The sequence below is a fragment of the Corynebacterium sp. HMSC066C02 genome, assembly GCF_001814945.1.
Taxonomy (GTDB): Bacteria; Actinomycetota; Actinomycetes; order Mycobacteriales; family Mycobacteriaceae; genus Corynebacterium; species Corynebacterium aurimucosum.
Genome location: NZ_KV818469.1, coordinates 164,558 through 189,332, shown reverse-complemented (window position 1 = coordinate 189,332; position 24,775 = coordinate 164,558). Strand labels below are relative to the sequence as shown.

At 60.0% G+C, this 24,775-nt stretch carries 25 protein-coding genes; 19 read left to right on the top strand and 6 right to left on the bottom strand.

Annotated elements, in window-relative coordinates:
* The first annotated feature begins 230 nt into the window (after positions 1 to 230).
* From dapB to HMPREF2996_RS10320, 7 genes are all read left to right on the top strand, one after another.
* Positions 231 to 977 carry a 4-hydroxy-tetrahydrodipicolinate reductase gene (gene dapB / locus HMPREF2996_RS10350; RefSeq protein ID WP_070711328.1) on the top strand — a complete coding sequence of 249 codons (747 nt, stop codon included), beginning with the start codon at positions 231 to 233 and terminating at the stop codon, positions 975 to 977.
* The gene (thyX, locus tag HMPREF2996_RS10345; protein WP_070711327.1) at positions 977 to 1,726 is read left to right on the top strand and encodes an FAD-dependent thymidylate synthase; all 750 of its coding nucleotides are present in this window, start codon (positions 977 to 979) and stop codon (positions 1,724 to 1,726) included. Before dapB ends, thyX begins: the two co-directional genes overlap by 1 nt.
* Before the next feature lie 72 nt (positions 1,727 to 1,798).
* Positions 1,799 to 2,707 (top strand): 4-hydroxy-tetrahydrodipicolinate synthase, encoded by a 909-nt coding sequence (gene dapA / locus HMPREF2996_RS10340; protein WP_070711326.1) that lies wholly within the window; start codon positions 1,799 to 1,801, stop codon positions 2,705 to 2,707.
* Between the two features lie 2 nt (positions 2,708 to 2,709).
* Positions 2,710 to 4,779, top strand: a complete 2,070-nt coding sequence (locus HMPREF2996_RS10335; protein ID WP_070446719.1) for a ribonuclease J — start codon at positions 2,710 to 2,712, stop codon at positions 4,777 to 4,779.
* A gap of 43 nt (positions 4,780 to 4,822) precedes the next feature.
* Positions 4,823 to 5,464, top strand: a complete 642-nt coding sequence (locus tag HMPREF2996_RS10330; RefSeq protein WP_070731272.1) for a TIGR03085 family metal-binding protein — start codon at positions 4,823 to 4,825, stop codon at positions 5,462 to 5,464.
* Between the two features lie 77 nt (positions 5,465 to 5,541).
* The gene (locus tag HMPREF2996_RS10325; protein ID WP_070731270.1) at positions 5,542 to 8,760 is read left to right on the top strand and encodes a DNA translocase FtsK 4TM domain-containing protein; all 3,219 of its coding nucleotides are present in this window, start codon (positions 5,542 to 5,544) and stop codon (positions 8,758 to 8,760) included.
* 179 nt (positions 8,761 to 8,939) lie between these two features.
* Positions 8,940 to 10,058 (top strand): TerC/Alx family metal homeostasis membrane protein, encoded by a 1,119-nt coding sequence (locus tag HMPREF2996_RS10320; RefSeq protein ID WP_070644975.1) that lies wholly within the window; start codon positions 8,940 to 8,942, stop codon positions 10,056 to 10,058.
* Between the two features lie 17 nt (positions 10,059 to 10,075).
* Here the strand turns inward: HMPREF2996_RS10320 and HMPREF2996_RS10315 are convergent, their stop codons facing one another.
* A complete protein-coding gene (locus HMPREF2996_RS10315) occupies positions 10,076 to 10,366 on the bottom strand; it encodes a YciI family protein (RefSeq protein WP_010190299.1) in 291 nt (96 codons plus the stop codon).
* A 47-nt stretch (positions 10,367 to 10,413) separates the two neighbouring features.
* Here HMPREF2996_RS10315 and pgsA point away from each other — a divergent pair, with 47 nt between their 5' ends.
* The 4 genes from pgsA (at position 10,414) to HMPREF2996_RS10295 (ending at position 12,821) form a co-directional block, all read left to right on the top strand.
* Positions 10,414 to 11,004 carry a CDP-diacylglycerol--glycerol-3-phosphate 3-phosphatidyltransferase gene (gene pgsA, locus HMPREF2996_RS10310; protein WP_210386014.1) on the top strand — a complete coding sequence of 197 codons (591 nt, stop codon included), beginning with the start codon at positions 10,414 to 10,416 and terminating at the stop codon, positions 11,002 to 11,004.
* Positions 11,001 to 11,486 (top strand): nicotinamide-nucleotide amidohydrolase family protein, encoded by a 486-nt coding sequence (locus HMPREF2996_RS10305; RefSeq protein WP_070644971.1) that lies wholly within the window; start codon positions 11,001 to 11,003, stop codon positions 11,484 to 11,486. The genes pgsA and HMPREF2996_RS10305 overlap by 4 nt, the downstream gene beginning before the upstream one ends.
* A 45-nt stretch (positions 11,487 to 11,531) precedes the next feature.
* Positions 11,532 to 11,879: a helix-turn-helix domain-containing protein gene (locus tag HMPREF2996_RS10300; RefSeq protein ID WP_070644969.1), complete on the top strand. Its 348-nt coding sequence runs from the start codon at positions 11,532 to 11,534 to the stop codon at positions 11,877 to 11,879.
* Between the two features lie 105 nt (positions 11,880 to 11,984).
* Entirely contained in the window at positions 11,985 to 12,821 is an 837-nt protein-coding gene (locus tag HMPREF2996_RS10295) for a PspA/IM30 family protein (RefSeq protein ID WP_070446724.1), read from the top strand.
* A gap of 3 nt (positions 12,822 to 12,824) precedes the next feature.
* Here the strand turns inward: HMPREF2996_RS10295 and HMPREF2996_RS10290 are convergent, their stop codons facing one another.
* The 3 genes from HMPREF2996_RS10290 to HMPREF2996_RS10280 are packed head-to-tail and all read right to left on the bottom strand — an operon-like array spanning position 12,825 to position 14,713.
* Positions 12,825 to 13,439 (bottom strand): energy-coupling factor transporter transmembrane component T family protein, encoded by a 615-nt coding sequence (locus HMPREF2996_RS10290; protein ID WP_070446725.1) that lies wholly within the window; start codon positions 13,437 to 13,439, stop codon positions 12,825 to 12,827.
* Positions 13,440 to 13,442: 3 nt separating this feature from the next.
* Complete coding sequence (locus HMPREF2996_RS10285; protein WP_070446726.1) at positions 13,443 to 14,135, bottom strand: energy-coupling factor ABC transporter ATP-binding protein; 693 nt, start codon at positions 14,133 to 14,135, stop codon at positions 13,443 to 13,445.
* A gap of 5 nt (positions 14,136 to 14,140) precedes the next feature.
* Entirely contained in the window at positions 14,141 to 14,713 is a 573-nt protein-coding gene (locus tag HMPREF2996_RS10280) for a biotin transporter BioY (protein ID WP_070711323.1), read from the bottom strand.
* A gap of 228 nt (positions 14,714 to 14,941) precedes the next feature.
* On the opposite strand from HMPREF2996_RS10280, the gene HMPREF2996_RS10275 reads away from it, so the two are divergent.
* The 6 genes from HMPREF2996_RS10275 to HMPREF2996_RS10250 all read left to right on the top strand — a co-directional run bounded on the left by HMPREF2996_RS10275 (position 14,942) and on the right by HMPREF2996_RS10250 (position 20,686).
* Positions 14,942 to 15,346, top strand: coding sequence for a hypothetical protein (locus HMPREF2996_RS10275; protein ID WP_070719132.1), 405 nt, complete (start codon positions 14,942 to 14,944; stop codon positions 15,344 to 15,346).
* A 267-nt stretch (positions 15,347 to 15,613) separates the two neighbouring features.
* Positions 15,614 to 16,747 carry a recombinase RecA gene (gene recA, locus HMPREF2996_RS10270; protein ID WP_070446729.1) on the top strand — a complete coding sequence of 378 codons (1,134 nt, stop codon included), beginning with the start codon at positions 15,614 to 15,616 and terminating at the stop codon, positions 16,745 to 16,747.
* Between the two features lie 9 nt (positions 16,748 to 16,756).
* Positions 16,757 to 17,356: a recombination regulator RecX gene (gene recX / locus HMPREF2996_RS10265; RefSeq protein ID WP_070446730.1), complete on the top strand. Its 600-nt coding sequence runs from the start codon at positions 16,757 to 16,759 to the stop codon at positions 17,354 to 17,356.
* 8 nt (positions 17,357 to 17,364) lie between these two features.
* Positions 17,365 to 18,915 (top strand): tRNA (N6-isopentenyl adenosine(37)-C2)-methylthiotransferase MiaB, encoded by a 1,551-nt coding sequence (gene miaB / locus HMPREF2996_RS10260; protein ID WP_210384585.1) that lies wholly within the window; start codon positions 17,365 to 17,367, stop codon positions 18,913 to 18,915.
* A 21-nt stretch (positions 18,916 to 18,936) separates the two neighbouring features.
* Positions 18,937 to 19,569, top strand: coding sequence for an Rv2732c family membrane protein (locus HMPREF2996_RS10255; RefSeq protein WP_070446732.1), 633 nt, complete (start codon positions 18,937 to 18,939; stop codon positions 19,567 to 19,569).
* Positions 19,570 to 19,597: 28 nt separating this feature from the next.
* On the top strand, positions 19,598 to 20,686 hold the full coding sequence (locus HMPREF2996_RS10250) for an alkene reductase (RefSeq protein WP_083276477.1): 1,089 nt from the start codon (positions 19,598 to 19,600) through the stop codon (positions 20,684 to 20,686).
* On the opposite strand, the gene HMPREF2996_RS10245 is transcribed toward HMPREF2996_RS10250, so the two are convergent.
* Both HMPREF2996_RS10245 and HMPREF2996_RS10240 read right to left on the bottom strand, forming a co-directional pair.
* Entirely contained in the window at positions 20,668 to 21,744 is a 1,077-nt protein-coding gene (locus HMPREF2996_RS10245) for a GNAT family N-acetyltransferase (protein WP_070731268.1), read from the bottom strand. The genes HMPREF2996_RS10250 and HMPREF2996_RS10245 overlap by 19 nt on opposite strands.
* Before the next feature lie 15 nt (positions 21,745 to 21,759).
* The gene (locus HMPREF2996_RS10240) at positions 21,760 to 23,076 is read right to left on the bottom strand and encodes a DUF349 domain-containing protein (protein WP_070644957.1); all 1,317 of its coding nucleotides are present in this window, start codon (positions 23,074 to 23,076) and stop codon (positions 21,760 to 21,762) included.
* Positions 23,077 to 23,207: 131 nt separating this feature from the next.
* Between HMPREF2996_RS10240 and HMPREF2996_RS10235 the strand changes: the two genes are divergently transcribed.
* Positions 23,208 to 23,840, top strand: a complete 633-nt coding sequence (locus tag HMPREF2996_RS10235) for a hypothetical protein (RefSeq protein ID WP_070644956.1) — start codon at positions 23,208 to 23,210, stop codon at positions 23,838 to 23,840.
* Positions 23,840 to 24,766: a tRNA (adenosine(37)-N6)-dimethylallyltransferase MiaA gene (miaA, locus tag HMPREF2996_RS10230; protein WP_070446946.1), complete on the top strand. Its 927-nt coding sequence runs from the start codon at positions 23,840 to 23,842 to the stop codon at positions 24,764 to 24,766. The genes HMPREF2996_RS10235 and miaA overlap by 1 nt, the downstream gene beginning before the upstream one ends.
* The last annotated feature ends 9 nt before the right edge of the window (positions 24,767 to 24,775 follow it).

Genomic DNA, 24,775 nt, shown 5'->3' with positions numbered 1-24,775 from the left:
CCATAGTTAGCGCTAAATTCATGTCAAGTCGTCACTATAAACGGGGGTAGCCACCATGGGTTAGCCAGGACATTCGATGCCGAATGACTTGAGTGGTGTCGCCTGTGTCCGCAACGAAAGGAAGAAAATGCGTATTAAAGGCAGCCTTTTGAGCCCTGTCTGAAACCTCGCCGGTGTCAGGGATAGACTGGGCACAGTTAACCGCACGAACACGTATGAAGGGATTGTGAATGACTATCAAGGTAGGCGTCTTGGGGGCTAAAGGGCGCGTGGGCCAAGCAATCGTGGAAGGCGTTAATGCGGCAGAGGATTTGGAGCTAGTTGCTTCCATCGACCGCGGGACCCCGTTGGAGAAGCTGGTTGAATCGGGTGCCGAGGTCGCCGTCGACTTCACCCAGCCGGCATCGGTCATGGACAATCTAGAGTTTTGCATCGCACATGGCATCCACGCTGTTGTGGGGACCACGGGATTCGATTCAGAACGCCTAGCCAAGGTGGAGGGGTGGACTCAGAAAGAGGACGCCGGCAACGTTCTCATCGCCCCGAACTTCGCTATTTCAGCTGTACTGACCATGGTGTTTGCCGCGCAGGCGGCGAAGTTCTTTGACAGTGCCGAGGTAGTTGAATACCACCACCCGAACAAGCTCGATGCGCCGTCCGGTACCGCGGTTCACACTGCGCAGGGCATTGCAAAGGCTCGCCAGGAGGCAGGCTTGGACGCTATGCCGGACAAGACCGAGCAGTCTCTCGATGGAGCGCGCGGCGCAGACGTCGATGGTGTTCACGTCCACGCAGTCCGTATGCAGGGAATGGTGGCTCATGAAGAAGTTATCTTCGGCACTCAAGGCCAGTCCTTGACCATCCGTCAGGATTCCTATGACCGCTCTTCCTTTACCCCCGGTGTTCTGCTGGGTGTACGAGAAATTGCATCCCACCCAGGCTTGACCGTGGGACTTGAGAAGTACTTGGGGCTGTAATGGCAAAAGTCTCTGAGCTTGATGTCCAGCTCATTGCGGCAACCGCTTTCCATGCGCCGCGAGGAGTGGACTGGGAGGTTGATGAGGGGGCGTCGGAAAGCGAGGCTCTAGTCGAATTTGCCGGGCGCGCCTGTTATGAGTCCTTCGACAAGCCGAATCCCCGTACCGCCTCAAATCAGGCCTATCTGCACCACATTCTGGAGGTAGGCCACGATGCATTGCTGGAGCATGCCACGGCGACGCTCTATATACGGGGACTGTCGCGGTCGGCGTCGCATGAGCTGGTTCGCCACCGTCATTTCTCCTTCTCGCAGCTCTCGCAGCGCTTTGTGCATTCCGAGGAAGCAGAGGTAGTTCTGCCCAAATTCATTGCGGAGGATGAACAGCTAACGCGGTTGACCTTGCAGGTGGCCGACGAAGCGAGGTTTGTCTACGAGGAGCTCCTTGACGCTCTCGAGTCCAAGCTGGAAGAGGAGCCAAATGCATTGCTGCGCAAGAAACAGGCTCGACAAGCAGCGCGTGCGGTATTACCCAATCTCACGGAATCCCGCATCGTCGTGACGGGAAACTATCGCGCGTGGCGTCACTTTATTGGCGCGCGGGCGACTGAACAGGCCGATACAGAGATGCGCCAGCTCGCCGTCACGTGTTTAAAGCTCTTGCGGGAGCAATCGCCGGTGCTTTTCGACGACTTCCATATCACCACCCTGGCTGACGGTACCGAAATGGCCTCGAGTCCCTACGCTTAAAGCACTCAGTAGGAGACTCGCGCACGACCCCGATGCGGCCAATGGGGGCGAAAGCAGGTAATCTTGACGCCTATGAGCACAGGTATGACAGCACAGGCAGGCGTCGACACCTTCGGACGCGTAGGCGTAGCTATGGTCACTCCATTTGACCAGGACGGCGGCTTAGACGTGTCCGCTGGTCGTCGCCTAGCAGCTCATTTGGTTGATAGCGGCGTAGATTCGCTCATTTTGTCTGGGACCACGGGCGAATCACCGACGACGTCGTTGGATGAGAAACTGGAGCTGTTCGCAGCTGTAAAGGAAGAGGTAGGCGGCCGCGCTAAGTTGTGCGCTGGTGCGGGAACTAATAACACCGCCACCAGTATTGAGGCAGCGCGCGCTTTCGCTGATGCGGGAGCAGACAGCCTTCTGGTCGTGACCCCGTATTACTCCAAGCCTTCCCAGGCTGGTGTGTACGCGCACTTTAGCGCTGTGGCTGACGCCGTGGACCTCCCAATTTGTCTGTACGACATTCCTGGCCGCTCGGGCATTCCGATTGAGACGGAGACCCTTCTTCGCCTCGCGGAGGTGCCGAACATCAAGGCTGTTAAGGACGCCAAGGGCGACCTTGTAGCAGCCGCACCGCTTATCCAGGAAACCGGTTTGGCATGGTACTCCGGAGATGACGGACTGAACTTGCCGTGGCTGGCCCTCGGTGCTTCGGGCGTTATTTCCGTGATTGGCCATATTGCTCCGCGGGCCCTGGCTGATCTCTGCGTAGCCTTCGATGAAGGCGATATTGCACGTGCACGAGAGATTAACGCGAAAACTTTGTCCCCGCTCGTCGAGGCACAAGGTCGCCTCGGAGGAGTAACTCTTGTTAAAGCTGCCCTGCGCCTGCAGGGTATTGAAGTTGGAGAACCTCGTCTCCCAGTTACCGCGGCTGACGCGGAGGAGATCGAGGCTCTCCGCCACGATTTGGAAAAGGCTGGAGTCCTTTAAGAATGACTGAATCCCGTAATCGCTCCCGCAAGGTAACCCGTAAGGCGGGTCCGCCTTCGGAGACTGAGACCGCCTCGAATGAGGCGGCTTCGCCGGTTTTCCAAGCGCCGAACGAATCGGCTGCTTCCGGCGCCACCTCTAAGGAGTCTGGAAACTCTGACGACGGCAACCGTCGTTCCCGTTCTCGTGGTTCCCGTGGCGGCCGTGGTCGCGGCCGCGGCGGCAACAACAACCACAACAACGGCAATAGCAACAACGGTGGTCGTAACAACCGTAACCGCAACAACAACCGCGGTCGCCGCAATGTGCCCAAGTCCATGCAGGGCGCGGACTTGACCAAGCGTCTGCCAGAGCCGCCGAAGCAGCAGAAGGATTCGCTGCGTATTTATGCTCTGGGCGGTATTTCTGAGATCGGTCGAAACATGACCGTCTTCGAGTACCAGGACGAAATGCTCATCATCGACTGTGGTGTGCTCTTCCCGTCCTCCGGTGAGCCGGGCGTGGACCTGATTCTCCCGGACTTTGGCCCGATTGAGAAGAAGATTCACAAGGTCAAGGCGCTCGTCGTCACCCACGCACACGAGGACCACATCGGTGCGATTCCGTGGCTGCTGAAGCTGCGCCCGGATATCCCGATCGTGGCTTCGCGCTTCACCATTGCGCTGATCGCGGCCAAGTGTAAGGAGCACCGCCAGAAGCCGAAGTTCGTAGAGGTCAACGAGAAGTCCGATGTGAACTACGGTCCGTTCCGCTGCCGTTTCTGGGCAGTGAACCACTCCGTCCCGGATGCGCTTGGCGTCATGCTGGGTACCCCGGCCGGCAACATCATCCACACCGGTGATATCAAGCTGGACCAGACCCCACTGGATAATCGTCCGACGGATCTGCCGGCCCTGTCGCGTTACGGCGATGAGGGCGTGGACCTCATGCTGTGTGACTCCACCAACGCCAACATTCCGGGTGTGTCTGCCTCTGAGGGCGACATTCCGGCAACGTTTAAACGCCTGGTGTCTGGGGCCAAGCAACGTGTGATCATCGCCTCCTTCGCCTCCAACGTTTACCGCGTGCAGGCGGCTATCGACGCCGCCGTCGCCGCCGGCCGCAAGGTTGCCTTCAACGGTCGCTCCATGATGCGCAACATGGAAATTGCGGAGAAGATGGGCTTCCTCAAGGTGCCGCGCGGCACCATTATCCCGATCGATGAAGCAGCCAAGATGGCTCCGCACAAGGTGCTGCTCATTACCACCGGTACCCAGGGCGAGCCGATGGCGGCGCTGTCCCGCATGGCCCGCCGCGAGCACCGCCAGATCACGGTCCGCGATGGTGACCTCATCATCTTCTCCTCCTCCCTGATTCCGGGTAACGAGGAAGCCGTGTTTGGCGTTATCAACATGCTCTCTCAGATTGGTGCTGAAGTCATCACCAACAAGGAAGCTAAGGTTCACGCCTCCGGCCACGGCTACGGGGGCGAGCTGCTCTTCCTTTACAACGCTGCCCGCCCGAAGAACGCGATGCCGGTGCACGGTGAGTGGCGCCACCTCCGCGCGAACAAGGAGCTGGCTATTTCCACCGGTGTGGCCCGCGACCGCGTGGTCTTGGCTCAGAACGGTGTTGTCGTCGATCTGCGCAACGGCCGCGCTGAAGTTGTCGGCCAGATCCCTGTGGGCAACCTCTACGTCGATGGTGTGTCGATGGGTGATGTCGACGCAGATACCCTGGCGGACCGCACCAACCTGGGTGCTGGCGGCGTTGTTTCCATCACCTGCGTCATTGATAACCGCACCTCGCGCCTGCTCGAGCACCCGACGGTGTCCACAACGGGCTTCTCCGACGATGACCGCGGAATCGTGCCCGAGGTGGCTGAGATGGTGGAGAACACCATGAATGACCTCGCAGCGGAGGGTGAGAACGATACCTACCGCATGGTGCAGAAGCTGCGCCGCAAGGTGTCGAAGCTCATGGATTCCAAGTACAAGCGCGAGCCGGTGATTCTGCCGACCATTGTGCCGACGAACTCGGATATCTTGCTGCCTGACGACGACGAAGTTCACGCTTCCCGTGAATCGCTCTAGGCTTTAGGCCAACAGCGCCCCAGCGTTCCCGTCTTTGGTGGGTATGCTGGGGCGTATGTCGTTTTCCTCAAGCGAGCGCGCCAAAATGGTGGCGTTATTTCATGAACTTGGTCCCGACGCACCGACGTTGTGCGTGGGCTGGTCGGCCCATGACCTCATAACGCATTTGTGGGTTCGTGAGAACCGCCCTGATGCTGCGATCGGGGCTTTTATCCCGGCACTGTCTTCTCATGCTGATGACATCGCTAGGAAGATTCGTGCGCAGAAGGCATATGAGGAGCTTGTTGATTCCTGGGGTAGGGGAGCGGGCAGACTCAATCCTCTGCGCTATGCGGACCCAGTATTCAATGCTGCGGAGCACTTTGTCCATCATGAGGATCTTCGCCGCGCCAATGGTCACACTGAACCGCGGGATTTGTCACGAGCCGCACACGCCGAGCTTCGTGCGCCGTTGAAACTACTAGGCACACGGCTGTTATCACGTTCTCGCCGTCCTGTCGTGCTGGAACCACAGGGCTTTCCACCGATCGTGGCCGCGGATAAGCGGCACGTTTCGGAGCAAGGCGATGCAGTGGTGCGGGTGCGTGGCACCGTGGCCGAATTGCTTTTGTGGGCTTTCGGCCGCGAGGCCGCGCGGGTTGAGATCGAGGGCGATGCCTCCGCCATCGTTAGGTCAAGCCTGTAGGCTGAACTGCGAAAATTCTTTAGCATGCGCGTGTGGCGTATGTGGTTAATGGTGCGTTTGCTACTAGAGTGGCAGGCATGTCTGTCAAGAACGCTCCGTCTCGCGCCTCCGGTCGAGGTCGCACCGTAAATCGGGCGCGGCCGTCGGGCCGCACAAGCTACTCGCTGACGTCTGCAACCCGCGCTGCCGAGACCTCCGAGGAGAGGACCGGCAGCGCCTTTCGTGCCGTTGGCCGCGGACTCGGCAGCGTTTTTGGCGCCACCGCCAAGGGCATGGGAAGCATGGCGCGGGGAGTCGGGCATGGCCTCGCTGGGCTTAAGCCAGCTGAAGCGGGAAGCCGGGACGAGGATCTCTACGATTCTGCTTATGATGCGCCCCATGATGAGGGGGCAATTGATGATTACGACGAGTTGAGGGAGCCAGGGGAAATTTCTGGACGCGCGAAGAATAAAAAAACTAGCAAGAGGGCAGAGGGCGCTGCTTCGTCGAAGAGCAAGGTGACCCGGGCCCATGACGTCGACGGTGATATGCCGACGACCGTTATGGAGCGCCCTACTCGCATGGAGAAGAGCATTCGTGTCTCTAATCCAGATGCGGTTGCGCTCGTGCTGATTGGTGTGGCCATCATCCTTGCCTGTGCAACGTGGTTCCAAGTCGCCGGCATTATCGGTGAATACCTCACCAATGCTGTTCGCTACGTCATTGGTGCAGGCGCCTATGTCCTTCCCGTGGCATTGATTGCGGTTGCCATCGCGCTCATGATGGACCTGTCCGGTCCCGCGGGCCATTTCAAGCCGCGCGTCGTGGGTGGCACCGCCCTCATCGTGGTGTGCATGCTCAGCCTCATTCATATTTTCGCTGGGCTCCCGAAGCTGACCTGGAAGGACAATGCCGCCGGAGAGGCCGGTGGTGGCATCGGGTATCTAGTAGGCGAGCTATTGGTAGCGGCCTTCTCCAGCTATGTGGCGGTGCCACTGCTTTTCCTGCTCATCGTGTACGGAGCGCTCAATATCACTGGCATCACCCTGCGCGAGGCATATGACTTCGTGGCCGCCCAGTTTTCCGCGCTCCTCGGCGGACTCCGCGATCGGAAGAACCGCTCAGATGAGGAGCTGCTTGACGACGCCCCCGCGGACGATTACGGCTACGCCAGCGAGGACATCGACGCCATCGCCGAAGGGCGCGAGCGTCCCGCACGCCCGGCGTATACTCCGCGCCCGCGCCCGAAGCTGACACCGAAGCAGCCCCCGAGGCAGATGCCGGATGAGAATGCCACGGTTTCCTTTGACTCCGCGGCACAGCCAGTATCCCAGGAGCCGGTACAGCACGGCCGCCCAAGCTTTGATAGCCGTGTCGATGACACAGATGAGATCCCTGTCGTGCCGGAACCGGAGCCTGCTCCGCAGTCAGAGCAAAAGGCGGCACCGCAGCCAGTATCCAAACCAGCACCGAAAAAGCGTCCCCGCGTGGACGTCGGCGGTGCCGCCGGTGCAGCACTGGGAGCGGCGGCTGCCGAGGCGTCGGCAAGCGCAGCGTCGGCTGGCTCAGCGGGAGAGGACGTGGTCTCCGCCGCTCATTCCGAGGCAGTGCGCATGTTCCAGGAACGATCCGGACGTGATGCGCGAACGGGTGCCAAGATTGAGGATGAAGCCCAGAGCGTAGCCGAAGAAACACCTGCAGCTCCGAGTGGTGCGGAAGACACTGCCCTGGGCGGCGGCTACGATGTGCCGACGACGGACCTGCTCACCGCCGGCAAACCTGCGAAGGCACGCACGGAGGCTAACGATCGCATCATCGAGGCCATCACCGAGGTCTTTGAAGAATTCAAGGTCGATGCCCAGGTCACCGGTTTTAGCCGTGGTCCGACAGTCACGCGCTATGAGATCGAGCTGGGCCCTGGCGTCAAGGTTTCGAAGATTACAAACCTGCAGTCCAACCTGGCCTACGCAGTCGCGACGGATAACCTGCGCCTGCTCACCCCGATTCCGGGCAAGTCTGCGGTCGGCATTGAGGTGCCCAATGCTGACCGCGAAATGGTGCGGCTGCGCGATGTCTTGGATTCCCCGGCACTGCGCGCCGACCATGACCCCATGCTGATCGGCTTGGGCAAGGACATCGAGGGTCAATACACCTCTTTCTCCGTAAAGAAGATGCCGCACCTGCTTGTGGCCGGCGCAACCGGTTCGGGTAAATCGGCGTTCGTGAACTCCATGCTGGTCTCGCTGTTGACCCGCGCGACGCCGGAAGACGTCCGCCTCATCCTCGTCGACCCGAAGATGGTGGAGCTCACGCCGTACGAAGGTATCCCGCACCTCATCACTCCCATCATCACGCAGCCGAAGAAGGCTGCGGCGGCCCTGCAGTGGCTGGTGGAGGAGATGGAGCAGCGCTACATGGATATGCAGGCTGCCCGAGTGCGCAAGATTGAGGACTTCAACCGGAAGGTCCGCAGTGGCGAATACCAGGCTCCTGCCGGCTCCCAGCGTGAAATGCGCCCGTACCCGTACATCGTGTGTGTCGTGGACGAGCTCGCAGACCTCATGATGACAGCCCCGAAGGAAATCGAGGATTCCATCGTCCGCATCACCCAGAAGGCGCGCGCAGCCGGCATTCACCTTGTGCTCGCAACGCAGCGCCCGTCCGTGGACGTGGTGACCGGTCTTATTAAGACCAACGTTCCTTCTCGTCTGGCTTTTGCGACGTCCTCGCTTACGGACTCTCGAGTCATCCTGGATCAGGGTGGAGCCGAGAAACTCATTGGTATGGGCGATGGCCTCTTCATCCCGCAGGGCGGCCGCCCAGTGCGTATGCAGGGTGCGTTCGTCTCCGACGAGGAGGTGCAGGCGGTTGTCGATGCCGCGAAGGCACAGGGCTCGCCGAACTACACCGAAGGCGTGACGGACGATAAGGCCTCGGAGGCGAAGAAGGAGATCGACGAAGAGATCGGCAAGGATATGGACGACCTCTTGGAGGCCGTCGACCTTGTGGTCACCTCCCAGCTGGGCTCCACGTCGATGCTCCAGCGCAAGCTGCGCATCGGCTTTGCCAAGGCCGGTCGACTCATGGACCTCATGGAGTCGCGCGGTGTGGTTGGGCCTTCCGAAGGCTCCAAGGCGCGTGAGGTATTGGTCAAGCCGGAGGAGCTCGACACCATCATCTGGATGATCAAGGGCGCTGACCCAGCAGAGGCCCCGAAGGAGGTCCAAGACGCTGAAGATGCCGGCGGGGTAGATGACGCTGAAGCCGATACCCGCACCGTAGAAATCTCCGCTAACCCCTCCACAGGTGCGTTCTAAGCTCCGTGTAGGATAGGACGAGTCTTGGAGGGGAGTACCCCAATCCACGGCGTCGATCGTCAACACGGCAACTGCGGTACAGTTCCCGGTCGCGCCGGCTAGCGGGACTGTGCATAGAGCCTGCTAGCGGGGGAGACCTCCGGTCTTTATTGTCGCGTCGACCGGAGGGATAACTCATTATGCATGTGCCACTATGGGTCTGGGCCATCACCATCGCGGTGATCTTGGGCTTTTTTGTTTTCGATTTCTATAGCCACGTCCGCTCACCCCACGAGCCCAGCATCAAGGAATCCGGTGGGTGGACACTGTTCTACATGGCCGTCGCCGTTGTCTTTGGCGGAGTTGTATGGGTGCTGTGGGACAGTGAACATGCGGCACAGTTCTACACCGGTTGGGTGACGGAACAGGCGTTGAGCGTGGATAACCTGTTCGTGTTCTCGCTCGTCATGGGCTCCTTCAAGATTCCCCGCAGGTATCAGCAGAAGGTCCTGCTCATCGGTATCGTCCTAGCGCTGGTTTTCCGCCTTGTCTTCATCTTGATGGGCGCGGCCATTATTGCGGCATGGTCGGATGTCTTCTACCTGTTTGCCATCTTCCTTATTTACACCGCAGTCAAGCTGCTCATCGATGAGATCAACGGGACGCCCGAGACCGACCCCAACGACATGCTGGTAGTCAAGTGGCTGCGCAAAGTGGTCCATGTGACCCCGCGCTACCACGGTGACAAGCTCACCCACCGTGAGGAATCCGGTGAGAAGAAGGGCAAATTCGCCCTGACGCCGCTTTTCGTTGCTTTGGCGGCTATCGGGCTGATCGACGTCATGTTTGCCTTCGACTCCATCCCAGCTATCTACGGCATTACCTCGGAGCCTTTCCTCGTCTTTACCACCAATGCCTTCGCTCTCATGGGGCTGCGCCAAATGTTCTTCCTCATTGATGGCCTGTTGGACCGCCTGGTCTACCTGCCTTATGGCCTGGGTATTATCTTGCTGTTCATTGGTGTCAAGCTGCTCTTCCACGCTCTGCACGAGAACAACTTGCCCTTCATCAATGGAGGTGAGAATGTCAGCGCAGTACCGGAGATTACGACCCTTGTGTCGCTACTGGTCATCGTCGGCGTCCTCCTGGTTACGGTGTTGCTGTCAGTGTGGAAGGACAAACGCGACCAAGCCCAGGGTGGCGTGGTGGTTTCTCACAACCACTATGATTGGGACGATTTTGGCAACAAGATCGTACGCAACAAGGAGGGCGAGCTCGTCGGCAAGGCGGACGAACTTCCCAAGTCCGAGCTGCCTTAAACTCGGGCCGCGGGGATTTAGAAGGAATTAATAACGGGATTCCACTCGCGGAAAGCGCGCCCAGTAACAGCGCCTTCGGTGTAGAAGGGATCCTGGTCCATGAGGGCGATGACATCGGCCACCTTTACGGACTCATCCTCAAATTGCAGGACGATGAGCGCCCCGCCCTTGGAATCGGTGTAGGGGCCAGAGCCACAGATCTGGCCCTTGTCGTGGAGTGCGCCGATGAATTCGCGGTGCTTCGGGCGAACCTCAGCAATAACCGGGTTAGATGGATTGTATTCATAGGAAACTGCGAAATACTTCATACCGACCATGGTAGTGCTCGCCCGAGGGGCAGGCAGGCCACGGTAGGATGAAGAGCGTGAATGATTCTCAGGCTGCGCACAAGCAATCTCAAACTACGGATGTTAACCCCGAGGTCTCCAATTGGAACCTGCCCAACATCCTGACCAGTTTGCGCATCCTCTTTATCCCCCTGTTTGCCTGGCTGGTGCTCGCTGGCCATGAATGGTGGGCTTTCCTCTGCTTCGCGCTCTTGATGCTCACGGATAAGTTGGATGGCGATATTGCACGCGCGCGGGGACTCATCACTAACTTTGGCAAGATTGCGGACCCGATCGCGGATAAAGCCCTGATGACCGCGGCCCTCGTGTGCCTCAATATCACTGGGGCTTTGCCGGTGTGGATCACCGTGCTGATTCTGTTTCGCGAATTCGGCATTACGATTTGGCGCTTCTTCTTGCTGCGTCAAGGGAAGGTGGTGCCGGCTTCCCAAGGCGGAAAGCTCAAGACGGCTCTGCAGACTGTGGCGGTGGCGTTGTATCTTTGTCCGCTGCCAGGGTGGATGGACCTTCCGAGCCTCCTCGTTATGTTGGCCGCCGCCTTCGTTACCGTCCTGACCGGCATCCAGTACCTCATTGATGGCCATAGGGAGAACCAATGAGCATCGAGGCGCAACTAGTATCCACGCTCAGCGAACGCGGTGAAACTGTGGCGTTCTGTGAGTCCCTTACTGCTGGTCTAGCCGCTGCGACTGTGGCGTGCATCCCGGGAGCCTCGGCGGTGCTGCGGGGTGGGCTGGTGACGTATGCGACAGAGGTCAAGGCTCATTTTCTCAACACCACCGTGGAAGAACTTGAGGAGCAAGGCGTGGTGTCTGCTGCGACTGCTGCGCAGATGGCTGAGGCGGCGGTCGTTGAAACGCGTGCAGATTGGGGGGTAGGGCTGACTGGTGTAGCCGGGCCGGACCTCCAGGAAGGCAAACCCGCGGGCACGGTGTACGTGGGGTTATGCGGGAGGGGTGGCGGGGGCGTCGCCAAGCGCGGCGTCCTTTATGAGCTTCCTGCTGAGGGGCGCAACGCGATTCGTTTCGCTGCCGTTGAGGCGGCATTGAGTCTTCTCCTATCAACTCTTGAAGAAAATTAGTTGATTGTGGGAACAAGTACGACTGCTGAGCCGTTGTATGGGGTGATGAACACTTCAGTTGCACTACTCGATAAACCCACCCAGTCCCCGGCGCGGTCGACGCGGACTCCTGAGCCGCTGCTGCGCGAGGCCCTCGGATTAACGCTTCGCGCCTTCCGCGCGGATAAAGGCGTGACCCTCCGCGAGCTCGCCGGTGTGGCGCGTGTTTCCCCGGGATATCTTTCGGAGCTGGAGCGTGGCCGCAAGGAGGTTTCCTCCGAGCTGCTGGCCTCTGTCTGCTATGCACTTGATGTCAGCGTCTCCGATGTCCTCATTGAGGCGGCCGGCTACATGGCGTTGCCGTCGATGGATGAGGAACTTGCATCCACTGCGCCAGCTGCATCCGAGTTATAGAACTGCGGCGTAGCTCTCCTTGCTTCGCTAATATTAGGCAGGCAGAGAATACTCTGATTACCCATTTATCCACACAACGAACTGCTGAGAAAGGCACCTTCTGTTATGGCGAATCCATTCGTAAAGGCCTGGAAGTACTTGATGGCTCTCTTTGACTCGAAGATCGAAGAGAACGCTGATCCGAAGGTGCAGATCGAGCAGGCGATCGAGGACGCGCAGCGCCAGCACCAGGAGCTATCCCAGCAGGCCGCTGCGGTGATTGGTAATCAGCGTCAGCTGGAGATGCAGCTCAACCGTCGTCTTAGTGAGATTGAAAAGCTGCAGCAAAACACCCGCAACGCTCTCAGCTTGGCGGACAAGGCCCGTGCTGAGGGTGACGTGCAGAAGGCTACCGAGTATGAGAACGCAGCGGAAGCCTTTGCCGCCCAGCTGGTAACCGCGGAGGAGTCTGTTGAAGACACCAAGAAGCTGCATGATCAGGCACTGCAGCAGGCGGAGCAGGCTAAGAAGGCCGTCGAGCGCAATGGCATGGCTTTGCGTGAGAAGGTTAACGAGCGCTCGAAGTTGCTGTCCCAGCTCGAGCAGGCCAAGATGCAGGAGAAGGTCTCCGACTCCCTTAACTCGATGAACGAGCTTACCGCGAATGGCAACACGCCTTCCCTAGATGCCGTGCGCGATAAGATTGAGCGCCGCTACTCCAAGGCTTTGGGTCAGGCGGAGCTCGCGGAGAACTCTGTGTCGAACCGAATGCATGAGATTGAGCAGGCCGGTGTGCAGCTGGCTGGCCACTCCCGTCTTGAGCAGATTCGCGCCGAGATGAACAATCCGAAGGCTGTAGAGGGCAACTCCCAGCAGGCAATCGGTTCGGCTGAAGCTAAGGCTCAGCCGAACGTACAGGATGATGCCGTCCAGGCTCGCCTGCGTGAGCTGCGCGGTGAATAAAGTTTAGTCTCCGACGCCGCGCGCTTGCAGGGCCTCGCCCATGGCGCGTGCGCGACGGATCGAGCGAATGATAACCGGGGTGCCAAAGGCGGTTAGTGATGCCGTGGCACCCCGGGCTTTTCGTGCGTCCAGCACCTCGACGACCGTCCCTAGCATCAGGGGAAGTAAACGAATGGTCAGGGACATCGCTAGCGTGATGTTCTCAACGGGGACCCCGAGGCGCCCCAGAGGAGCCAGGGCGCGATCCAGGGAGTCCATCATCTCCGAGACCTTTGTGGTGAGTGTTAGCAGCACCGCCGCGCTAATGGCGGCGTAGATGGTGAGGAACATGATGGCAGCCGCCGTCAGGTCTTTCTGCCACCACTGGAACGCGGCGAGCGCGAGGAGAAGGTAGAGCGGCGGTGCGAGTTGGCCAAACGCAACGCGGAAAGGAACTCGGGCAATAGGGAAGAGGCCAAGGGGGAGAGCCAGGCTCACCGCCGCCCAAGGGATCGTGTGCACCGCCAGCGATGTTACGAGAATGAAGGCGATGAGTAGTAGGAACTTCACCGCGGCGGGGATGCGGTGAATGATGGTATCGGCGTCGACATAGAAGCCGAGTGGGATGTTCTTGGGCATGAGTTAGAGCGGGCGGGATTCCATAAGGTTCGTGTAGAAGGGGATGACCTCCTCGGGTGCTCCATCGGCAACGACGCTGTGGTTGTCTATGCACAGAACGCGATCGAAATCGGAGAGGAAGTCTAGATCGTGAGTGACGACGATGAGCTGTTGTTCCAGACGTGCGAACTCGCGGCGAATGCGGTCGCGGTTGCGCAGGTCGAGCAGGGTGGTTGGCTCGTCAGCGATGATGATGGTCGGTTCGATGACCAGTACTGAGGCCAGTGCAAGGAGCTGTTTCTGCCCACCTGAGAGCGTGTGCGGAGACTGCTCTGCCAAGGGGCCTAGGCCGAAGCGTTCGAGGGCGGCGTCGACACGCTTGGTACGTTCTTCCCGAGACAATTTGAGACGACGCAGGGAGAACTCCACGTCATCGCGTACCTGCGGCATGACGATCTGGTTCTCGGCATCAGAAAAGACGAAACCCACGCGGCGTCGGATTTCCTTGCCGTGCTTGGCGACGTCCAGGTTGTCCACCACCACCTGACCGCTGGTGGGGTCACCGAGTCCGTTGATGAGCCGAACGAGCGTGGACTTGCCGCCACCATTGGCACCGATAATGCCGATGCGCTGTTCGCTCAAGCAAAGTGAAATGTCTTTGAGTACGGGGGTTTCGTCGAAGGCGACGGAAACATTGCGGAAATCGATCTGCGGCACGGGAGCTACTTCGCTTGAGCGCGTCGACCCATCAGATCGGGGAATGCTGCATGAACACCGACCGCGATAATGACCATGACGGCGACCTTGATGAGATCGGGGATGATGAATGGGCCTTGGGCAATGATGGCAGCCCCGAAGGACATGTCAGAGCGGAACACTAGGCCCAGGCTTCCACAGAAATATTGCACAGCTAAGCCAACAAGACCAGCAATGGCGAGGATGGCGGTCATGCCTCCCTTGCCGCGCGGCGCCCGGTAGGCGATAAGACCGGTGATGGCCGGAGCGACCACATATCCAACGAGGTAGCCCACCGTGGGGCCGGCGATAGCACTTAACGCGCTGCGCCCGCCAGCCAGGATGGGAAGACCAACGAGGCCGAGAGCTATGAAAAGCAGGCCCACGAAGAGGCCGCGCCGGCCGCCGAGAACCAGGCCGGCCAGGATGATAACGGCATTTTGGAGAACGATGGGCACACCCGCGGTGGGGGTGGGGATGGAGACGAAAGCAAAGACTATGATGAGCGCGGTGAAGACCGCGACGTACGCGATGTCAGCCGCGACGGAATTCTTTTTCATGGGCCAAAGTTTATCCAGCGGGGTAACGGTGCAGCAAATGAGCCCTTTTGAACACCGTTCAAGCATGGGCTTTGGATCCCACGATCACCCCGAACGGGGTACCCTCGGGGCATGGCAGATAGGCAGGGACAAGCACGGTTTAACGATGTGATGCACCTAAGCGTGCGCGGGGGTGCAATAACACTTCTCTCCGGCTTGGTCATAGGTAGTCTGACTGGATGTTCGTTGATGAATTCCGCGAATGTCATTGAAAATATCGATAGGGCAGCCGGGGTGAAGGAGGGGGATCCTGGCAGCGTGGACATGCAGATCGGTGACATCTTTGATTCCGAGTATGAACGGGTGATCTTAATTTGCCCCGGTGCTTCCGAAAAAGATGTCCTAGCGGCGAGCGAAGGTACCTGGCAGGGCGGTAGTGATGAGGACGATGAGTGGGTGCCGCCTGCTGCGGGGCAGGTTGAGCTCTACCGGGATGTGCAAAGGCCCGGGTATTCCTCATTCATGAGCAGTAGGGCTGACCTTGACGAGCTAGACATGTGTGGTCAACTAGGGGAGGAGGTGGCCGTTCTTCCAGCTTCTGAGAAGGTGACTTTCTCTCGGCAGGAGCAGGGTGGCCCGTGGGTGCTCCAGTAACGGACTTGGCGCCCTGGACACGCGTCACGGCAGAATGGCCAATCGAACACTTGTGTGTGTATTGTGGGGACGTGGTCCGGTGAGCGCGTTAGGGTGCTTTCGTGGCTTGTGGTGAGGATGAAAGGCTAATTGAGTCAAAGCCTGGGAACCAAAGTCACGAGGCGGCAGTCTAACTAGGTGCCACCTTTAATTAACACTCAAGCATTAACACGCACGTATTAACGAGCAAGAATGCACAACAACTGACGCACGATAGTGAGGAAATGAATGGCTACGAAGAAGAAGTCCTCGACGGCGAACAAGGGCGATGATCGTCAAAAGGCCCTTGATGCCGCAATGGCGATGATTGAGAAGGATTTTGGTAAGGGCGCCGTCATGCGTTTGGGCGATGATGACCGCCCGCCAATCCAAGCCATTTCCTCCGGCAACACAGCTATCGATATCGCATTAGGCGTCGGCGGTTTCCCGCGTGGGCGTATCGTGGAGATTTATGGCCCGGAATCCTCGGGTAAGACCACCGTTGCGCTGCACGCCATTGCATCGGCGCAGAAAACTGGTGGCATCGCCGCATTTATCGATGCTGAGCACGCTCTCGACCCGGAGTATGCGCGCCTACTCGGCGTGGATACGGACAACCTGTTGGTTTCCCAGCCAGATACCGGTGAGCAAGCTTTGGAAATCGCCGATATGCTGGTGCGTTCCGGTGCCATTGACATCATTGTCATTGACTCGGTCGCGGCGCTGACACCGAAGGCTGAGATTGAGGGCGAGATGGGAGATAGCCACGTTGGCCTTCAGGCGCGCCTCATGTCCCAAGCGCTGCGCAAGATGACCGGTGCTCTGTACAACTCGGGCACCACCGCCATCTTCATCAACCAGCTGCGTGAAAAGATCGGCGTAATGTTTGGCTCGCCGGAAACCACGACGGGTGGTAAGGCGCTGAAGTTTTACGCCTCGGTGCGTTGCGATATTCGCCGAATCCAGACCCTGAAGGATGGTCAGGATGCCATTGGTAACCGCACCAAGCTCAAGGTTGTGAAGAACAAGGTTTCCCCGCCGTTCAAGATCGCTGAGTTCGACATCATGTACGGCGAGGGCATTTCGCGCGAGTCTTCCATCATTGACTTGGGCGTCGAACACGGCTTCATCAAGAAGTCTGGCTCGTGGTTTACCTATGAGGGCGACCAGCTGGGCCAAGGCAAGGAAAAGGCCCGTAACTTCCTCAAGGACAATCCAGATCTCGCGGATGAGATTGAAAAGAAGATCTTCGTCAAACTCGGCGTTGGTGCCGCCGCTGCCGAAGCGGGCGAGGATGTAGCGATGGACGTGCCGGGCGCGGACGATCCGCTGACGGATGAGGCTGTGGATCTTGTACCGAACGTCGATTTCGACGACGACTAATCGGAATCAATGCCACAACCTTCACCAGAGAAACTCGAAAAGCTGCGTCGCGCTCTCGAAGCCTACGAGTCGGGTGACGCCGGCGGGCAACTCATTGACGCGGAAGCCGAAGCGGCGAAGGCACCCGTGCGTTCCCGTGCGCTAGGTCTACTGGATCAGCGGGCGCGTTCCCGCAAGGAGCTGCGTGACCGGCTCGTCGCTGCGGACTTTGAGCCAGAGGTCGTTGACACTGTCGTCGATGACTTAGCAGGGGTAGGGCTTGTTGATGATGAAGCCTTTGCCAAGGAGTGGGTGCGTCAGCGTCACGCCCGGCGAGGAAAATCGGCCCGGGCCCTCAACCTCGAATTGAAGGAGAAGGGCGTCGAGGCTGCCGACCGTGCCATAGCTTTAGAGCAGATCACTGAAGAATCTGAAGAGGCTGTCGCCCGCCAGGTAGCTGAAAAGAAGGTGCGAACCCTCAAGAGGGTTCCCGCTGACCGGCATGAGAGGGACAAGTTCTTGCGTCGCATCGTTGGCACGCTCGCGCGGCGCGGCTATAACCAGGAACTCGTTATGCGTATCTCCATTGAGGTCTTGGACGCACGCATTGCCGAACTTAAGGCATTATGAGTAGTCGGATGGGCCAGTTAGAATGTCCCCCCGTGAACTCCCCCGTAATTAATTCCCAGCCCCGCACCTATGAGGTGCGGACTTTCGGCTGCCAAATGAACGTTCATGACTCAGAGCGCATCTCCGGCCTGCTTGAGGAAGCCGGCTATTCGGCGGCACCGGAGGGCACTGAGCCTGACCTCATCGTTTTCAATACTTGCGCCGTGCGCGAGAACGCCGATAAGCGCCTGTACGGCACGTTGGGTGCGTTAAAGAAGACGAAGGAAAACCACCCGGGCATGCAAATCGCGGTGGGTGGCTGCTTGGCGCAGAAGGATAAGGACACAGTCCTTGACCATGCGCCGTGGGTAGACGCTGTTTTCGGAACCCACAACATGGCTGCCCTGCCGGCATTGCTGGAGCGTGCCCGCCACAACGATGAGGCCCAGGTCGAGATCGTCGACGCCCTGGAGGCCTTCCCGTCCGTGCTGCCGGCAAAGCGCGAATCCGCTTATGCCGGGTGGGTATCGGTATCCGTAGGCTGCAATAACACCTGTACCTTCTGCATTGTTCCCTCGTTGCGCGGCAAGGAAGAGGACCGCCGCCCAGGCGATATCCTCGCAGAGGTTCAAGCACTGGTGGACCAGGGCGTGTCCGAGGTGACCTTGTTGGGGCAAAACGTCAACGCCTATGGTGTCAACTTCGCCGACCCGGATCTGCCGCGGGACCGCTTCGCTTTCTCCAAGCTGCTGCGGGAAGTAGGCAAGATTGAGGGCCTTGAGCGCCTCCGCTTTACCTCCCCACACCCTGCCGAGTTTACGTCCGATGTAATCGATGCCATGGCGGAGACCCCAGCGGTGTGCCCACAGCTGCACATGCCGCTTCAGTCTGGTTCGGACAAGGTGCTCAAGGACATGCGCCGTTCCTATCGCACGAAGAAGTTCCTGGGCATTCTCGATGAAGTGCGAGAGAAGATGCCGCATGCTGCCATTACGACGGATATCATTGTGGGCTTCCCTGGCGAGACAGAGGAAGACTTCGAGGCCACTCTAGAGGTGGTGCGCCGTGCCCGCTTCGCGTCCGCCTTTACCTTCCAGTACTCGCCGCGCCCAGGCACCCCGGCTGCGGAAATGGAGAATCAGATACCGAAAGAGGTCGTGCAGGAGCGCTTCGAGCGCTTGGTAGCGCTGCAAGACTCCATCCAGGCTGAGGAAAACGCGAAGCTCGTCGGTTCCGATGTGGAGCTTCTGGTTCAGGCGGAAGGTGGTCGTAAGTCCGCCGAGACTCACCGCCTTACCGGCCGTGCTCGCGATGGTCGCCTCGTTCACTTCGCTCCCGTCGATCCTGCGGGCAAGGACATTTCCGCGGAGATTCGTCCCGGTGATGTCGTGCACACCACCGTGACGGGTGCGGGCTCCTTCTTCCTGGTTGCTGACTCCGGCGTCAGCGAGCACCGCCGCACGAAGGCCGGCGATATGTCGGCGGCAGGGCAGACACCTACGACGGCTCCGATTGGGGTGGGGCTGGGGCTGCCGGGCGTCGGCAAGCCCAGCGCGCCGGCTGATTCTTGCGGCTGTTAGAAGAGAGTAGGCTCCGGTTCTATGAGTGATGACTTGAAGCAGGTGCGCGACGCCGTCGCGGCAGAGAAGCGTGCAGCGAGGACCATTGAACTGGGAAAGCACAAATACGCGCTCATCGTATCCGTCCTGGCGTGGGTAGCGTACCTGGTGCTTCCTTATGCTGGCGAGGCTCGCGGATGGGAAGCGCTCTTCGTCGGAGGAACCGTTGAGGGAGTCCGGATCTCGCTTATGGAGACCGTCAGCGCCTGGCTAGCGTTGGGTGGCGTGGGTATTCTGACCACGGCCACACTCCTCACGCGGCGGACGTCTGTAGCTCTCGCCGCATGGATGATGGTGACCATCTCCTTTTTCGTCAACTTATGGGGCTTCTGGTACCGCGGCGGCGCCGCTGAGGGTGCATCCATCGGCATGTACGCGGGTGCTATCTCGACGTTGGTGGCCTTTCTTGTGTACTGCCAAGTTGCGTTGCGCCGCAGCCCTGAGCAGCTAGCCGCCGCTGAGCGTGTCCGTGAAGTCTCGGGGCAGCTTGACCACGTGGGTGTCTTGCAAAACGAAGCCGCGACTGAGCTGCCAGCGGAGCAGAACCCGCTGCTTATCGACGACCGCCGCTCACGCGCCGCCTCACGCCACCGCCGTCAGCAGGGCGAGGAATAAGCACTCCTACTATCGTGTTGTGGAGTGCATGACTACACTCTTCGACTCACTTGAATTGGGACGACTAACCCTGCCAAACCGCGTGACCATGGCAGCTTTGACCCGCTCACGGGCAGGCCGTGACGGTGTCCCCACACATGTGCACGAGACGTACTACACGCAGCGCGCTTCCATGGGCCTTATCGTGACAGAGGGCGTATTCCCCTCGATGACGAGCCGCGCCTTTCCTGGCCAGCCCGGTGTCGAAACTCCAGAGCAGATTGCCGGGTGGCGTCGCGTGACGGAGTCCGTCCATGAGGCCGGCGGGCGCATTTTCATGCAGGTAATGAATGGCGGGCGCCTGTCTCATGCCAGTCTCCTCGAAGGGGCACAGCCGGTAGCGCCCTCCGCAGTGGCCTCTGGGACTGCGGTCAGAGATTTTGAGTCCCGCAAAGAGTGTCCGGTTCCCCGAGCCCTCGACGTTGAAGAGCTACCTCGCATCATCGGAGAGTTCCGTCAGGCCGCTCGCAACGCCATCGACGCAGGGATGGATGGCGTAGAGATCCATGGCGCCAATGGCTACCTTCTGCATCAATTCCTTTCCCCGAGCTCCAATCACCGAGAGGATGCTTATGGTGGAAACCCAGAGAATCGCTATCGCCTCGTGGAGGAAATCCTCCGTGCTGTGGCCGAGGAGATCGGTGCAGACCGTCTCGCACTGCGGCTGTCGCCACAACACAATATTCAGGGCATCGAGGAAACTGACGCCGCGGATGTGCTTGCCACGTATGGAGGGCTGCTCCGTGCAAGTGAAGACCTCGGTCTGGCCTATGTTTCCTTCCTCCACGCAGAGCCTACCGGTGAGCTCATTACTGAGCTGAGCACCCTTGCACGCGCTAACGGGCGCACCCGCGTCATCCTGAATTCGGGATTTGTCCAGGTCACCCAGCGTGCCGAAGCCGAGGAGCTGGTTCAGCATGGTGATGCGGTGGCCGTGGGCCGCTTGGCCATCTCGAACCCGGACCTCGTTCGCCGCTGGCAGGAGCAGCTTCCAATCACCGCGCCGGACGAAGGAACGTTTTACACAGGTGGGGAGCGCGGCTACACCGATTATCCGCTCTACACGGTGAGCTCGTAGGCGCTGCTGGCGGAGATGATATGCGCGCCGAGGCGCGCGTAGAGCGCATTCATCGCTGGATCAGCTTGGGCCACAGAACAGTACGCCCGGCGAACGGTGGGCCAGTGGTGCGTCACCGCGTACTGAGCATGCTGCTTGGCGCGCGTGGCCAGTCCGCGCCGGCGGTAGGCGCGGTCGGTGACTGTGAGAGTCCACTCGCACACTTCGGGGTCTGCATCGCCGTGGCGCGACAGCTCCGTGAGTGCGACGACTCGACCGCGCTCGAGAATGCCGACGAGCAACGTGTGAGCCTTCCGGGAGCGTAGCCGGGCGTAAGCTTCGTTGAGGCGCTGCCGCGTCCACACGATGGGCTCAACGCTCAAGTCACCGTACACGGCGTCGGCGGAGGCAATGGTGAGCAAGCGGAGGACATCATCCAGAAGCTCTTTCGGGATGTCATAGTCCGGCCACACCTGCGCACCGAGCACCGGGGCAGTGGGCTGGATGTCGACGTACATCTGACGCTCGGCGTGCTTCTGGCGAAACCCCAGTTCGAGGTAGGCCTGCGACATTGGATCGTAGGTATGGCCCGCGTCCGGCGGATACAGCATGCCAACCTGGGCATTCTTGCGGCCCAGTTGGCGGGTAAGCCGGAGTGCCTCGCGGGCGAGGGCTCGCGTAACGTCGAGAGCCTCTGGCTCTAGTTCCTCCCCAGGCAAGGGCAAGAGATCCGCGGCGAGAACGCATTCGATATCGGCGTTGTCCGTTTCCTCCAAGAGAGGAAGTGAGATATGGATGAAACCGTCGAAGTCGATTTCTGGGCTGGGCTCGGCTGCTGAAATGACCGGCAGCCCCAGTTCTCCTGCAGTGCCCATAGCAGTGGTAGTGAGCCCGAAAAGGTAAGTCACGGACTCTGCGGAGCCTTGCAAGCGCTGGAGCACACGGCGTGGAGAGCCACTGGCCGCGGGATCACCGCTGGCTTCCTGTGCGGCAAGGTTAGCGTCGAAGACAAAGCTGCGGAGGCAATCCGCCGGCTCAGCGTGTGCCGAGCCCGGCGGGGCGACTATCTGAACGAACACTCAGACTGGGAGCCGCTACTTATCGTTGACAGCAGCCGCAGCGGCATCCGCGAACTCCTGCCATTGCTGCGCCTGGGCGCGCAGTTCCTCTGCCTTTTTGGCATTGCCCTTGGCGTCTGCGGCCTCCGCCTGTGCAGTGAATTCATCCACCTTGGCTTGGAACTGGGCCACGCGGGCTTGGGCCTCTGGGTCCGTCCGGCGCCATTGTGAATCCTCGGCGTCGCTCACGCGCTTTTCCAACGCCGAGATCTTAGACTCGTATTCGCGCACCTGCTTGCGCGGGACGAAACCAATCTCTTCCCACTTTTCCTGCAGCTCCCGCAGCTTGGCCTTTGCAGCGTCGATGGACTTGGATGGATCAATCTGGGAGTCATATTCCGCAATGAGCGCGTCCTTGGCGGCGGCGTTTTCTGCGAATTGCTTATCCCGTTCGTCGTTGACCGCGTTGCGGGCGTTGAAGAAGTGGTCCTGCGCGGCACGGAAGCGGGCCCAGAGTTTATCGTCGATCTCGCGGGGAGCGCGGCCAGCGGCCTTCCACTCCGTCATGAGGTCACGGTAAGCACGCGCCGTTTCACCCCAGTTGGTGGATTCCTTAATAGCCTCCGCGCGCTCCACTAGCTCTTCCTTCTTGGCGCGGGCTGCAGCGCGGTTGCGATCGAGCTCGGCGAAATGCGACCCCCGACGACGGTTAAAGGAATCGCGGGCGCGGGAATAGCGCTTCCACAGTGCATCATCCGTCTGACGGTCGATGCCACGAATCTGCTTCCACTCCTCGAGGATGGCGCGAATGCGGTCGCCGGCGGCCTTCCACTCCGTCGAGTTGGCGGCGATGTCCTCGGCCTCGGCCGCCAGCTTTTCCTTCTTGGCGATTGCCTCTTCGCGGCGGCGAGCCTTGTTAGCCTGCGCCTGCTCGCCGGCCTCCACGGAATGCTCAATGACGGTGCTCAGGCGCTTGTCCAAGGCGGCAATATCACCAATCACTGCCTGCGTGGGCAGGGAGTCCCGGAGCTCTGCCGCGGTTGATTTGATCGACGCTGCATCGTCCGGATGCGCCTGCAGGCGGGATTCCAGCAGCTCGATTTCGGTAGACAGATCGTCGTAGCGGGCGCCAAAGTGCGCCAAGCCTTCTTCTGGGGTGCCTGCCTGCCATTCGCCGATCTTGCGTTCACCTTCGGGCGACTTCACAAAGACCGAACCATCAGCATCAACGCGGCCCCATTTAGCGGGATCATTCTTTGCCGGCTGCACCGGTCGTGCGGCGGGGGCGGAAGCCGACGGGCCGGGACGAGCGCCCTTGCGGGGCATGGCTCCAGGAGAAGGAATAGCGGACATGGTAGGAAACCACCTTCGGTACTATCGCGCCGCGCGACACGGCTGCCAAAACTTATGTGACACAACACTACCGTTTCCGCCGTGCAGCCGCGTGTTAACCCCGAAAAACAAACCTTATAGGATGGGAGTTGATGCAGAATCTCATGGTTATGCCAGCCTCCCCGGCTCTGGCGGAAGAACTCTCTCCCGGCGATGACGCTTCGCGCGCGCTGCTCGGCGCGGCCTGCGAGCTCGCTCGCGATGCCGCACGCATAAGCGGCGGAGGCCCTCTCAAGGTAGATATCGTGGGATCGCGTGATACTCGGTGGCGCACCGAGCATACGGGAAGCTTGCGAGCATGGGGAGCGCCGCAGGTCGACGTCGGCGGAGGCAACTTTCTGCCAGAAATCATGGCCCGCTACGTGCTTTGTCGCGCGCTTGCCCACACACCCGATGAACCAGGCTTCGTGGTGGAGGATTCCCGCGCTGAACTCGGTGAGGTCCGTCCCGCCCGCCTGACCGTTGTCTGTGTTGATGGCTCAGCAGGCCTGACCAAACGCGCGCCACTAGCCCTCGTCGACGGCGCACGGGATGCCCACCTGTGGTGCGAAAGCGTTCTTGCCGGCGGGGAAGCACACTGCGACGAGGCACGTCTGCGGTCCGCAGGTGTGCTCGAGACGAACCTCTGGGCACAGCTGGCAGGCGTGCACCCACGGCACGCGGAGCTTCGGGCAGCGGATTCAACCCTCGGGGTAGGGCGCTATGTGGCGGGGTGGCAGTGCTGATGACTCATACTCACCCGCACGCGCCAACCCCCATTGCAGTGGTCGGCCCGACGGCCTCCGGAAAGTCGGCTCTCGGCGTAGCTCTTGCACACGAGCTTGACGGGGAAGTTGTCAACGTTGATTCGATGCAGCTCTACCGTGGCATGGACATCGGCACCGCCAAGCTAACGATGGAGGAACGCGAAGGTATCCCACACCATCAGCTCGATGTGTGGGACGTGACGGAAACGGCGTCGGTAGCACGCTATCAGTCCGCTGCCATCGCGGATATCGAGAGTATTCGAGCGCGTGGCAAGACTCCGATCTTGGTGGGCGGCTCCATGCTTTATGTCCAATCACTCGTGGATGATTGGCAATTCCCGCCCACTGATCCGCAGGTGCGCGCTCGCTGGGAAGCCCGGCGCCAAGAGATTGGTACCGATGCCTTGCACGCAGAGCTTGCCAGCGTGGACCCGGCAGCCGCGGCCATCATTGAAGATAAGGACCCGCGCCGTACCGTGCGCGCACTGGAAGTCATCGAGCTTACAGGCAAGCCTTTCAAAGCCAGCCAACCACCGAAGAACGCCCCGCCCCGATGGGGCACGAGAATCCTCGGGTTGCGCACGGAAGCCAGCTGGTTGAACCCGCGCATCGAGCTGCGTAGCCGCCTCATGTTCGACAAGGGGCTGGTGGAGGAAGTGGAGAGCCTCCAAATCCGCGGCTTGAAGGCTGAGTCCACAGCCGGGCGGGCGATTGGCTATGCCCAAGTTCTCCAAGCACAGCGCGGAGAGCTGACATGGGAGGAGGCAGTGGAGCGCACTATCACCGGAACCCGCCGCTATGTGCGCCGCCAGCGCGCCTGGTTCAACCGCGATAAACGGATCCACTGGTTGGATGCCGCGGCTGACACGACCACGCAGGCTTTGCGTGTCCTCGAAGGGCGTTAGACTCTACAG